Raw genomic sequence first — 14,003 nt, 5'->3', positions numbered from 1 at the left:
TTTATTTCTATAAACGCTATACAACATTTAACTAAACCTGGTACTTACTTTCGTTACTTTGCAAAACGCCGTCATCCATTGACTTTTAAATGAAAATTTTTCTCTTACTAAAAGTGCTGCATAAGCGCAGCCTTGTTAAGAATTGTTTGCAGCATTAATTTAGGTTCAACAAACACCCCATTATGGTTTATGCTTACGCTATTGCCAATAACCAATATAGCTTAAGTTTTCTATAGTTTATTACTCATTAAACTAAACATTCAAAATTATAAATCTTCGTTTTGAGGCAGCTATTGGTATAAGTTCCCTTTTAGCGGGCAGATATATAAGGCGAAACCTACAACTATTCATATTGGCGACATGTAAATTACTATTGGCTTTAAACGTAAAGTTCACCTCCGTTTAATTTGAATCATGGTAGGAAAATGAAATTATCCTACGCAGAATAAAGCTAAAATTTTGAAATAACTAAACCGATTTACTATTATTGTAAACTGATTTAGCATACCGAAAACCAATTAGCTTTTTAACCAATAAATTATATAAGGTGAACTTTAATTCTATTGAATTTTTTGCTTTTTTATTTGTTGTTTTTGTGATTTACTGGCAAATTAAAAGCGTACAATCACAAAACTTATTCCTGTTATTAGCAGGATACTTTTTTTACGGCTGGTTTAGCGTTAAATTTTTATGCCTAATTACTGCTTGTGCAAGTATAGACTATGTACTTAGCTTATTAATTTACAACAGCTCAAAGCATAAAAAAACTTTTTTGAGTACCAGCCTACTGATGAACTTAGGGCTATTGTTCTTCTTTAAATACTACAATTTTTTTATTGAAAACACTATTGAATTGCTAAACCATTTTCATTTAAGATCCAACCTTCAATTACTAAACATAGTTCAGCCTATTGGTATCAGTTTCTTTACTTTTCAAACCATAGGATATAATATTGATGTATATAAAGGAAAGATAAAACCAACCAAAAATCTCATTGTCTTTTTAAACTTCACCAGCTTTTTTCCGCAAGTTTTTGCAGGTCCGATTGAAAGGGGCAGTAAATTTATTCCCCAGTTGCTTCAGAAACGGGTATTTGATTATCAGCAAGCAACTGATGGCTTACGACAGATTGCTTATGGGTTATTTAAAAAAATGGTTATTGCTGATTTACTATCATACCGTGTTGGTAATATATTTCTTAATTATGAGTCGTTTTCGTCTACCGAATTATTTTTAGGGGCGGCATACTTCTACATACAGATCTATTGCGATTTTTCTGGTTACTCCGACATCGCCATCGGTACAGCAAAGTTATTTGGCATTACGCTTAGCACCAACTTTAAAACTCCATTTTTTGGTAAAACGTCACAAGAGGTATGGTCTCGCTGGAATATTACACTCACTACATGGTTTAGAGACTATGTATACATGCCGCTATTGTTTCGTCATAAGAACAGTATGCTTTGGCGCATTTTCTGCACCATTTTTTTGTTTGTGCTTATTGGCTTTTGGCATGGAGCAAACTTTACGTTCTTAGTTTTCGGGCTGCTGAACGGCATCTACTTTATACCACATATTATCTCTAAAAAATCGATCGTATTGCGTTCAGCTCTCGACTATTTGAAACATAACAACTTTTTCTCGGTGGTATCTGTCGCATTTTTATTTGTGTTGGGATCAGTAACCACGGTATTTTTCAGATCAGCAAATGTAAAGTTGGCTTTGGGCTACTTGGACAGGCTATTTCAGTTACATTTTACAATTCCATCACCTTATTATATAAAACTTTTACCGTTAATAATATTATTCTTAACCTGGGAATGGGTACAACGAAACAAAGATTATCAATTTGCAATCAGTAAGTACGCTCCAATTTTAAAACCGGCGCTATACTATATCTTATTATTCGGCATTTTGATTTTCGGCAAATTTGTAGATACAACGTTCATTTATTTCCGTTTTTAATGAAAAAGTTTGTAAGTAAAGCTATCATATTTCTTACTGTAATTGCCTCCTACGCATTATTTTGTGAATACTTTTTTTTCAAAGACAAAGAGTTGTTATCCATAGAAAAGATTACTGAAGAACAGTGTAAAAGCCAAACAGAAAAATATTATTTCAGGAAGTTTTTTGACAACTCCCCATCCTTATATAAACTGATGATGACAGTAAAGAAGAATGCAGAGATCCTGGTGGTAGGGCAATCAACGGTTCTACAATTTAGAGATTTTATGTTTCATCCGCTTGAAAAAAGCTTCTATAACATGGGGCCGTCGCTAACAAGTATAAATGAGTTGCAGAATTTAATTCAGTTAATTAAGAATAAAAAAATAAAAAAACCTAAAGTACTGATTATTGGATTAGATCTTTCTCTCGTAAAAAAAACAAACAATAGTTTACCTGTTAACACGGCAACTATCCCGCAGGAGGATGAAGTTTTTCATATCAAATATCACGCTGCTGCAGCGCAGTCATTGATCAAATTCATTTATCAAAATGGCTTCGATAAAACGTACTCAAAAAAAAATTGTGGATTTGGATATCTTGGATCAAGGGGTACAGGTTACCGAAACGATGGTAGTTTACATTATGCCCAAGACATAGCAGACTATTTAAAAACTCCTGTATTTCGGGATGGTATAAATTATAAAGGGTTACTCAAGAATAAGGATTACATATTTACTTATCCATTTGAAGTAGACCCCGTATTGGTAAATAACCTTGTACTTACTTTGAAACAATTGAGGCAGGCAGATATACAAACCTTAATTTTTTTTCCGCCTGTGTCTAACGATTTTTTCGCGTATTTCTCAAAAGATAAAAGCTTTTATCGTTGCTTCAAGCAATATCTGAGTATTCAGGATACATTGAAAAAAAACAACTTTGACTTCATCCCATTTTCAACTCCTGAAAAACTTGGTCTGCCTGATAATTATATGTTAGATGGCATTCATCCCAGCGAAGTTTTAGTAGGTATGCTTCTGCACAAATATCTTATTCAACACACACCGGAGGGACTATTAAACAAGGTTGACAGCATGAATCTTAAACAACTGATAATTTCCAAAAACACAATTCCATTATCATTTATGAGAGACACAGCCGTATTTAGTAATTTTTTGAAAATAACAACTGTAAAACACAATTAGTTAAGTTTAGGCAAATTGAGCTAAATCGATTTATTTAATTATATTGGCTTAAATTATAAAACCAACCATTTATGACCCCCTTTAACCACAAGCCAATGCTATGTTTTGTCTTAAAGCAAATTAATGTGACATTGATTATTTCTATTTCAATAAGTTTTACTGTCGCAAGCTGTAAAAGAGATAAGTTATCATCAGATTCTTCTAATACTCCAGTTGCGCCCGAGCCACCAACATCCATTTCTGCAACATATGCCGAATATAAAATTTCGTCTTTGGTAGGCGGCAATTTTATGGAAGTGTCTGGCGATGTGTCTGCCAACGCCAAATATCAAAATCATCAAACCATTGATCAATGGCAGGCCGTTGGTAATGATGACAAAGACAGCTGGCAACGATGGTATGTGATATATGTTAATACGGTAAACGGAGTTAAATACTACCATTTTCGCAATTCATTTTCAGGACAGGTGCTTGAATCGCCTAACATAACAGCAGGTGATAAAGTGTGGCAGGCTCGTACTCCACTTTCAGGTTACTCTGATAACCAATTATGGAGCATTAACCAGCTTGGCAGCGCCAATCAGTACACCATAGTTAACAAAGGCACAGGATTGTCTATAGCTAACCCCAACGCCTCTGCCACAAACGGAACAGCTGTTATTCAAGAACTTGCTACTAAAGACGACAGACAAAAATGGGTATTCACTCAGCGCTCACCCGGCACCTACAGAGACGAGTTAGTTAATCGCATATTTGAGCGCAATTTAAATAGCCAAGGCTCTGTCGCTTTTGATGAGGGCACCAGCATCCCATTAACCTGGGGTAGTAATGCCGGAAAAGTATTATGGATTACCCAAGATGCCTATGACGGTGCTACGTTGCAGCCTAACGGCAAATTTGTTTGCGGGCAATTTTTTAACTATGGTAACTCCTTTATATTACAGAATAGCATTAACGACTCCGGCAGTAGCGGCGCTAATATAACCAGAAACGGCGCTAAGCAAGTAGTTGATAAACAACCAAACTCAAACTTTGCCTGGCCGGACGTTGGCGTAGAACTTGGGCAGCATGTATATATTCATGTTGCCGAAGGTGTGGGTTTTGTAGGGCTTAACAGTCAAAGCATTTGGGATTTTACAGAAAGTTCAGGAAATGAGTGGTCTGGCACACGACTTACTCCGCCTGGGGTAAATCAAACTGATATAAATTACTGTAATGGCATGGTTAAGTATACCGACGGGTACGTGTATGCTTTTGGAGGCGGCTTAAAAGTGGACGGAATGTATGTAGCTCGCTTTTCGCAAAGCAATCCAAACGTATGGACTTTTTGGAACGGTTCTGCATGGGCATCCACACCAACAACTAATGCTGCTGCTGCCATTAACATAGGCAAAAATAAGCCAGGTGCTGCTGTTGCTTACTGTAATGGCAAGTGGGTAATGATGTATTTGAGCGATCCGCTTTTTTGTAACCCGGTGCGCGAAGTTTATGTTGCATCGTCTACAAACATGATGGGGCCATTTAGCGACCCGGTGACGGTGCATACAATACAGGAAAACATCAACAATAACAAAACCTTTTATTATACACCAACTATTCACACAGAATACGTAAATGGCCGTAACGAGCTGCTTTTGGGCTATAGTTTAAACTATGATGTTTGCGGACAAGGGCCTTGTACCGATGGCTTTAAAGACCCATATTATTACCGTCCTAAATTCATAAGAGTACCATACTCCAAAATAGGTTTATAAGCTATAGTTGCTCATTTGTGTAAACAAGCATATAGGGTTTTGCCTAAGAATTAACGTAATAAAAATGGCAAAGTTGATCATGACGAGATCAATATCATATTGCAAAACGCGAAACCACGATTATACATCACTAAATTGATTTTTGATGTTAGATGACTTTACAACTTAAAAGAATTATGATCAAAAAACATTTATTGCCCTTAATGCTGCTATTACTGAACACCTATTTTGCCCAGGCGCAAATTGTTCAAGAGGTATGCCCGGGCGTATTTAAAATCACACTTGGTAAGCCTGATACGTTTACACCAGAGCGTTTCAGAGAAGAACTGCCACAGGTAAGTGCTTTAAGACAATTGCCTGCCGGAAAACTTCCTTTCAACCTTACCGACATTAAAATCAATTTCAACCCACGTGGCACTATCATAGAATTACCCTTAAGCGGCGACGAGCAACTTTACGGCTTTGGTTTACAAATGGGCTCTTTCAGACAAAACAGGCTGCGCAAAGTACCTGTGGTAAACGATTACCCGTCAAATGATTTAGGATACAGTCATGCACCTGTCCCCTATTATGTATCTAATAAGGGATATGCTGTCCTGGTAAATACAGCTAAATATACTACCTTTTATTGCGGAGGCAACCAACCTAAACAAGGCGGACCAGCTTCAAAAAATAATTCATCAGACACTACGAAGCTAACAGTTCAGGACTTATACAATTCCACAGCGACATCAGCAGGCAATATGCTGGTAGACATTCCGGGAGTAAACGGAATTGAAATTTTTGTTTTTGCAGGCCCTGATATGCTTACTGCTGTACAACGCTACAATCTGTTTTCGGGCGGTGGTGCCATGCCTCCGCTTTGGGCACTGGGTATAAAGTACCGTGTTAAGGCAGATTTTAAAGATACAGATGTATACAAGACGACTGACTACTTTAGAAAAAAACAATTACCGATAAGCGTAATCGGATTAGAACCACGCTGGCAGACAGCAGCTTATCCATGTTCGTTTGCCTGGAACCCGGATTTCTTTCCTTATCCGGCCAAATTCATAGCACAATTAAAAAGCCAGGGCTATCAGGTAAATTTATGGGAACATGCATTTGTATCTTCTTCTTCACCTATTTATCAGGCTTTGCTCCCTCAATCTGGCAATTATCTGGCGTTTAACGGGCTTGTTCCAGATTTTGCGAGCGCCAAAGGAAGAGACATATTTGCTCAATATCATCAAGATAAACTTGTTGATATTGGCATTAGTGGTTTTAAATTGGATGAATGCGACAACTCCGACCTTCGGTTTGGCAGCGCACGATGGAGTTTTCCCGAACTCTCGCAATTTCCGTCAGGTATTGATGGCGAGCGCATGCACCAGGTGTTTGGCTTGCTTTATCAAAAAACCATTTACAACATCTACAAAAAGCTTAACCAGCGTACACTTTTAGACGTGCGCTCGTCGGGAGCATTAGCTGCGCCTTATCCGGCAGCTTTGTACAGCGATACTTATGATCATGCACAATATGTTGAGCAGATCAGCAATACCGGATTTTCAGGCTTATTGTGGTCGCCCGAAGTTCGCGAGTCTTCTTCTTTCAAAGAATTAGCACGCCGCAGCCAAACAGCAATACTTTCAGCACAAACCCTATACAATAGCTGGTATCTGCAAAACCCACCATGGCTTCAGTTTGATCGCGACAAAAATAACAAAGGCATCCTTTTACCGGATGCAGAGCAGAATGAAGCTACGATAAAAAAATTGCTGAATTTCCGTATGCAGCTAATACCCTATTTATATGAGGCATTTCATAAATATCAGCAAGATGGTTACCCGGTTTTTAGAGCATTGGTGATGGACTACCCGTCAGACGAACACGTATTTGAAGTTGCCAACGAATATATGATTGGTAAAAGTTTGTTAGCTGCACCCATTGTAGGGGGCGCAGATACCCGTGATGTGTATTTGCCATCAGGAAACTGGTATAACTTTAACACCAACGAGAAATATACCGGCGGCAAAAGTTACCGTGTAAATTTTAAACTGGATGATATACCCCTATTTGTTAAAGAGGGTACCATTTTACCGTTAGCTGCCCCAATTCAGTTTACGGATAATAAAACCGTTTTTCATTTAACATGCTCAGTTTACGGAAAAAAAGTAGACAACGCGTATCTTTTTGAGGATGATGGCATCAGCTTTAATTATCTAAATGCTAAGTGCAATAACATTGAACTTACCATCGACGGAGCTAAAGTTAAAATGAAAAGAAAGGGCACTTATGTTCAAAAACGATATGTTATTGACCGCACCACTATTATTCCATAATTACATAATTATACAATTACATAAATACACATAAAAGGTTATAAACTAAATAAAGATGGCTCTAAAAAAACATCAATACTTTTTGCCGCTGACGCTTTTACTCTCGGTAAGTTCGGCTTTTGCAAAAGTTGTACCTGCCGCCTGCTTTACCGACAATATGGTATTGCAGCAAAAAACAAAAGCAACAGTTTGGGGCACCGCCAAACCAGGCAGCAAACTCACTATTATACCAAGCTGGGATCGTCACAAGTACGAAATAAGCGTAGCTGCCGACGGAAAATGGAAGACCGGCATTGCAACTCCATCATATGGCGGACCTTATAATATTTCGTTTAATGATGGAGAGGCGTTGACCTTAAATAATATTCTGATTGGTGATGTATGGCTTTGTTCGGGTCAGTCGAACATGGAAATGCCGGTGCTTGGCGTAAATAACCTGCAACAAGAAGTTACCGATGCGGCTGCATACAATGCCATACGGATGATTAAGATTGATAACAAAGTAAGCTTTTCACCTCAATCCAATGTACCGGTTAAATGGGCTTGGCGCGCTTGCAATTCAGATAATGTTAAAGAGTTTTCGGCCGTAGCTTATTTTTTTGCAAAAAAGATTTATGATGTCAAGCATATCCCGATTGGCCTTATAAATGACAACTGGGGCGGCACCGTTGCCGAGGCGTGGACGAGCGGGAAAGCTTTGAAGTCGATGCCAGAATTTGCGGACTTTGTAAAATCAGCAGAGGGCGGCTTAACGCAGGACGATATTGAAAAACAATATAATCAAGATGTGCGTAAATGGATCAATAAATCTAATGCAACCGACCCGGGCTTTAAAGGAACAAATCCGGAGTGGGCTCAAAAGAGTTTAAATGACAGCCAATGGTCTACAATGAAACTGCCCAACTACTGGGAACAGGCAGGATTAGACCAGTATGATGGTACTGTGTGGTTTCGCAAAGCTGTTGATATACCTGCAGACTGGGCCGGCAAAGATTTAAAACTTAACTTAACAGGCATTGACGATTATGATAACACTTTTTTTGATGGTGAAGAGGTTGGACATACCGAACTTTTTCTTTATCAGCGCCATTACACTGTGCCTGGCAAACTTGTAAAACCAGGTAAGCACATTATTGCAGTTAGAGTTTTTGACAACGGCGGATTAGGTGGCATCAATAATGGGCCTTTAAATCTGCAGTTAGCTAATGACCCCTCGAAAAGTATTGATTTGGCTGGCGAGTGGCTTTATCAAAAGGCAACGCCTTTAAATAAACTTGAACAGCCTCCGGTGTTGGCCAATACACCAAACAGGCCAACACTAATTTATAACGCCATGATTAATCCTATCCTCCCTTTTACAATTAAAGGTGTTATCTGGTATCAGGGTGAGAGTAATGCCGACCGGTCTGAACAATACAAAACACTGTTCCCGTTGCTTATACAAGATTGGCGTCAACAATTTAATCAACCTAATCTTCCGTTTTATTTTGTGCAGATTGCGAATTATAATGCAGCCGACCAACCACCAATAGCAGACTGGCCAGAACTGCGATTTGCTCAATTTAACACGCTAAAATTACCAAACACCGGAATGGCTGTTACTATTGATATTGGTGAAGCATCAAACATCCATCCACGTAACAAGCAGGAAGTTGGCCGCAGGTTAGCGCTTATCGCGCTCAATAAAAATTATGGAGAGAAGATTGAATATAGCGGACCGTTATTTGCCTCGCAACAAATCGACGGCAATAAAATAGCTCTTAACTTCACCCATTCAGGAAGTGGATTATCTGCTCAAGGGAGTAACACGTTAAAAGGCTTTTGGATAGCCGGAAGTGATAAAAAATTCCATCAAGCTCAAGCTACCATTGTTAATCATAAAGTGATTGTAAGCAGTGCTATGGTTGAACATCCGGTAGCCGTGCGCTATGATTGGCAAAACATTCCTGACGGCAACCTATACAATGTTGAAGGATTACCCGCTTCACCATTTAAAACAGATAACTGGCAGGGCATTAAGCTTTGATGCTACAACAATCCGGTAACTTTAGCTCAATGAAAGTTATTGGATTGTGTCATTTAACGAACTGAATAAATTTGCTTAACTCGTTTGATGGATTTGTGTCATAGTTTTATAGTCAAATAAGCTTCAATTTTTCTTTAAATTTAAAAGCCTCTCTAAAAGTAACAGGTACTTCCGAGAGGCTTTTTTGTGATTATTAGGTTTTGGTAAATTACTATATCAACTGAGGTTTGCGTATTTTTGGAGGAGTTAACATCGACTTAATCCATAACTTGTATGCTTTGGCTGCCGCTACTTGCTCGGTGAGCGATATATGACTTAAATGCTATATATCAACGAACCTGACTGGCGTAGAAAATAATATTAAAGAATATCTACGCTGCGGTTAGGTTGCGGATTATTGGCTTCATTTATAAGTTAAGTAATAAAACAATGATTGGAGATAAATAACTATTTAACTTATAAAAATCTTTGGCTTAATACAGATGGATAATAGTTACCCTCAACATTGCTCAGAAACCTAAGTTAAACAATTCCGATTATTGATTATATGCTGTTAGATCCAGTTTGTAACCTTTGGTAAGTTGTTCCGGAGCTACCTCTACCTCTAACAACTTCTTTTCGCCAGGCATTAGGGTAAAATAACTATCGTTTATCATAGCAGGCAAAATTTGTTTACCCTGATTGTTTAACAACTGCGCCCTTATACCAAAAGCCACCCGGTCTGATGACGTATTGTTTACAGTATATGTTAATAACTTGTTTACCTTATCATTAGCGCTATTTACCTGAACTGCTGAAACATGCAATCGGTTTCCAACCGGTTTTAATTTATTTAAAGAGGTATAGTCAAGATATTTGTTACCTATCCAATAAAAATTACTCGACAACAATTTACCTTTTACATCAGACAGCTTTAGTTTTAAAAAGTAAACGTCTCCTAATTTTGAGCGATTAATAGAATCTTTAAAAGCCACAAACACCTCTGTTGCAGATGTTGCTTTTACATCAAGCTGCTTTTGTTGCGTAAAAGTCGACACCAACTTTCCGTTAGCGTCATAAACCATGGCTTCGGCCTTTAACCCTTGTAAAGCAAACGGCCTGTTGTTTATAAGTTTAACAGCGTTATTGGCAATATTCCATTGTATATGAACCGGTTCACAGCCTTGTTTGCTACCAAAATAAGCACCTGTTAAATCGTAGTAATAATCATAAGTCTGCCATATCATAGTTGGATAGGCAGACTGACTCATCCAAATCAGCATTCCGGTTGCATCATTCCACATATGGTCGTTCCAGGATTCATACATCGCCTTAAGCGTTTCGAGGTTTAGCAATTGCGACTTCTTACAAAATTCATCTATTGATTTAGAAGAGCCGTAACTCTTATTAATAGATTGAATGTAATTTACCGGCGACGAACCACCTCCCAAAGCACCATCTGTACTAAAATAGTGTTTTGCCCACATATTGGTTTTACTGTTGACCTCTTCTTCTGTTGGTACGTGCCAATATTCGGCAGGCATAAATTTTTTAAAGCTTTCAATATTTACAAAAGTAGCCGATCCTAATTCACTACGCATACCGTAAGAATTTTTTGAAAAAAGGTAACCGTTATGCGGATCTGTAAAGTAGGTTTTTAAATCAACGTTGGCCCAAATACCACTGCCAGAAAGATTTTTGCTACCACCATGAATAGAAAAATTTGGATTAGTAACACCGGCGTTAGAACGAGGTAAGTACAGTTTATCAGTACCGTCGTTTTCTGTAATTGCTTCTTTGATGGCTTGACTAATGGCTCCGTTCGGCTCTCCGCCCGGTACGCCTTCGTTGGCCCCGCACCAAATCACTAAGCTTGGATGATTCCTGAATCTTTTAACTTTTTCAATAGCATTAGCTTTAAAAACCGATAAGCTATCTATTGCTCCAAAATTATTCAGCCAAAAATCATCCCAGATCATGATGCCGTACTTATCGCAATATTTGTAAAAATCTTCGTCAGTAACTTCACCAGTCCAGTTACGGATAACATTGTAATTCATGGCCTGATGTAGCTTGATACGTGTTTCGTAATCCTTTCCGCGCACTTTAAGCATATAATCAGACATTCCCCAATTACCTCCTTTAAAAAGAATAGGGACATCATTTATATAAACACGCATAGGGCCGTTAAGCGTAGTAGTGTCTGATGTAACTTTGCGAATACCAAAGCTCTTAATCACTTTATCTGATACACTTCCATCGGCTTGCAAAAATCTTACTTCACAGGTGTAAAGGTGTTGTGTTCCGTTGGCTTTACCTCCATATCCATTCGGCCACCATAGTTTGGGGTGATTAAGCTTTAACTGCTTGAAATCAGCTGCTGTTAAGTTAACCGTTAATTTGCTATGAGGCGCAACATTTTGTTGCTTACTGGTTATAGTAATGTTGCCAGGCATTATTTTTACGGTTACCAGCCCTTGCACGGCTTTATCGGTCGAGTTTTCGAGCTGTGCATTCACTTTGAGATCAGCTTTGCTTGTATCCGGTAAAAATGCTTGTATCCAAGGGTCAAGTATACGTACAGCACCTGTTGTAGTAAATCCAACCGTATCTGTAATGCCACTATTGAGGCCAGGTACTGCCGGCATCCAATCCCAACTGCCAGAACTAAGGTAAGTCGGGCTTTCCCAATTAGCTAAAGGGTGATTATGCTCCGGATCATTACGCGGCGGAGTAACTACTACAGCTACTGCATTCTTACCACTTTTATTAAGCAGCGCAGTAACATCATATAATCCCCGCTCCATAAAGCCTCGCATGGTGCCAATATGGTGCCCGTTTACAAATACCTCTCCTCTTTTATTTATGCCGTTTAAATTAAGCCAAAGTCTTTTGCCAGGCAACTGCTTATCGCTAACAAACTCTGCACGATAAATAAAGGGTCTGTTGTATTTTGAGTGATCAACCTTATAGATGTTGTCAGCATAATCCGGATTGGGCTCCTTACCTGCTTTTACGTATGCATAAAACGCAGTTCCAGGCACTACAGCATCTATCCAGTTCTGAGTTACATAATTAACCCTTGATACATTTTCAGGGTGTTCTTTCACATCAGCCAAAGGTGCTAGCTTCCAATGCAGACCGTAAAGCTGCTGAGCGAATACAGAATTAACAAAGAAAAAAATGGATACTACGATACCCAACAATAAGCTTTTAAAATAAGACATAAAACGAGTTCGGTTTTATTGGTAGCGCAAAATAACAAATATTTGCTAAACCGATTTACTTATTGTTAAATTTCTTCTTTTTTCATTATTCTGTTGTAAAACGGCTTTACAAAAGTTAAATGCTATTTGCAGTTCACAGTATCAGCAGCCAACATTTATAAGCCAACACCATTTAATTGTGCACGTGGTTACAAAGGCATAAGTAAGTTTATATGATCGTGATGTAAGTTACCAAGGTTGAAGTGTTTAGAAAGACCCTCAGCAGCGAACCATTATTGCTATTTTATAACAATATAAACGTCTTAGAATTTTAACTATACAATCATTAAATCACCATCAAATATATTTGATCAAATGACCCAAGTGAATTTACTCGTTGTTAACTAATATCAGGTGAAGACCAAAGGAAATGCAATGACTAAAATATTTTAAAGCTGATCATTAACTCAATTGATAGATTCTCTATTGAACTTCTATTTTGTAGAAATAGAAGATTTCCGCACAATTAGATTTGTAGACAGAGAAACTTTTTGTATCGACGTATTTGTACGGTTAGCTAATTTTTTCAGCAGTAATGAAATGATATTATTCGCAATTTCTTCAAAAGGCTGGGCTACCGCTGTTACCGGAGGCGAACTCAACTGAAAAACATCATAATCATCAAATGATACTACTGCTATGTCTTCCGGAATTTTAATACCTAAGCTACTCATCACTTTTAAACCGCAAGCGCCTATATGGTTTGTACCGAATAAAATTGCATCAAACCCTTGGTTACGTTTTAAGTAAGTGGTTAATGCATCAATGATTAAATTTTCATTCCTATCAAACTGAATTTCTTTTACTTGGGGTTTCAGATCAGCTTCTTTTAAAGCCTCCTTATATCCCACAAGGCGTCCTTGCATCTGTGTTTGTGATGAAATGAAGGTAATGAAGCCAATATTTTTAAAACCCTGCTCAATCAGGTGTCGCGTGGCCTGGTACGTACTTTGAAAATTATCAACCACAACATGATCTGTATTCACTTCAGGTAGGTAACGGTCAAACATAACAACCGGAAAACCATTTTTTAACAGTGCATTAATATCATCTTCGACGTTTTCGGGTGGCGCTATAATGTATCCATCAACATGACGCTCTTGAAATACCTTAATCAATTCGCGAGTTTTATCTGTTTTGTTGTCTGTACTGCAATATAATATTTTATAGCCGTTTTGGTAGGCCATGTCCTCTATCAACCTTGCAATATTAGCAAAAAACGGATTTGATATATCTTCAACCATCAATCCAATGGTGTTAGACTTGCCGGTACGCAGACCCTGCGCCAGTGGATTAGGCTTATAGTCTAATTCCTCTACTAAATCCTGAACTTTCTTAACTACGCTGTCGCTTATCCGTTTCTCACGTGCTCGTCCATTTAAAATAAACGAAACTGTCGTTTTTGAAATATTTAACTGTTTAGCAATATCGTTTATTGAGACTTTGTTCTTCACTGTTACCGGTTTAAAATCCAAATATATAAGGATAAGTAACAAATAAGTTAGTC

General features: G+C 38.1%; 8 protein-coding genes. 5 read left to right on the top strand and 3 right to left on the bottom strand.

What is annotated here, in order from left to right:
- Positions 1-790: 790 nt before the first annotated feature.
- Both AAGR14_RS08030 and AAGR14_RS08025 read left to right on the top strand, forming a co-directional pair.
- Positions 791-1,966, top strand: coding sequence for an MBOAT family O-acyltransferase (locus tag AAGR14_RS08030; protein ID WP_342648066.1), 1,176 nt, complete (start codon positions 791-793; stop codon positions 1,964-1,966).
- The gene (locus AAGR14_RS08025) at positions 1,966-3,150 is read left to right on the top strand and encodes a hypothetical protein (RefSeq protein ID WP_342648065.1); all 1,185 of its coding nucleotides are present in this window, start codon (positions 1,966-1,968) and stop codon (positions 3,148-3,150) included. The genes AAGR14_RS08030 and AAGR14_RS08025 overlap by 1 nt, the downstream gene beginning before the upstream one ends.
- 34 nt (positions 3,151-3,184) lie before the next feature.
- Here AAGR14_RS08025 and AAGR14_RS08020 read toward each other — a convergent pair whose 3' ends face one another.
- On the bottom strand, positions 3,185-3,436 hold the full coding sequence (locus tag AAGR14_RS08020) for a hypothetical protein (protein ID WP_342648064.1): 252 nt from the start codon (positions 3,434-3,436) through the stop codon (positions 3,185-3,187).
- Between the two features lie 4 nt (positions 3,437-3,440).
- Here AAGR14_RS08020 and AAGR14_RS08015 point away from each other — a divergent pair, with 4 nt between their 5' ends.
- The 3 genes from AAGR14_RS08015 (at position 3,441) to AAGR14_RS08005 (ending at position 9,251) form a co-directional block, all read left to right on the top strand.
- Complete coding sequence (locus AAGR14_RS08015) at positions 3,441-4,904, top strand: RICIN domain-containing protein (RefSeq protein WP_342648063.1); 1,464 nt, start codon at positions 3,441-3,443, stop codon at positions 4,902-4,904.
- Between the two features lie 176 nt (positions 4,905-5,080).
- Complete coding sequence (locus AAGR14_RS08010; protein ID WP_342648062.1) at positions 5,081-7,225, top strand: TIM-barrel domain-containing protein; 2,145 nt, start codon at positions 5,081-5,083, stop codon at positions 7,223-7,225.
- A 55-nt stretch (positions 7,226-7,280) separates the two neighbouring features.
- Positions 7,281-9,251: a sialate O-acetylesterase gene (locus tag AAGR14_RS08005; protein WP_342648061.1), complete on the top strand. Its 1,971-nt coding sequence runs from the start codon at positions 7,281-7,283 to the stop codon at positions 9,249-9,251.
- 536 nt (positions 9,252-9,787) lie between these two features.
- Here AAGR14_RS08005 and AAGR14_RS08000 read toward each other — a convergent pair.
- A complete protein-coding gene (locus tag AAGR14_RS08000; protein WP_342648060.1) occupies positions 9,788-12,457 on the bottom strand; it encodes a sugar-binding domain-containing protein in 2,670 nt (889 codons plus the stop codon).
- Positions 12,458-12,930: 473 nt separating this feature from the next.
- Positions 12,931-13,950: a substrate-binding domain-containing protein gene (locus tag AAGR14_RS07995; RefSeq protein ID WP_342648059.1), complete on the bottom strand. Its 1,020-nt coding sequence runs from the start codon at positions 13,948-13,950 to the stop codon at positions 12,931-12,933.
- Positions 13,951-14,003: the final 53 nt, after the last annotated feature.

Origin of the sequence: Mucilaginibacter sp. CSA2-8R, assembly GCF_038806765.1 — a bacterium.
GTDB lineage: Bacteria > Bacteroidota > Bacteroidia > Sphingobacteriales > Sphingobacteriaceae > Mucilaginibacter.
This window is presented reverse-complemented; position numbering and strand designations above follow the sequence as displayed.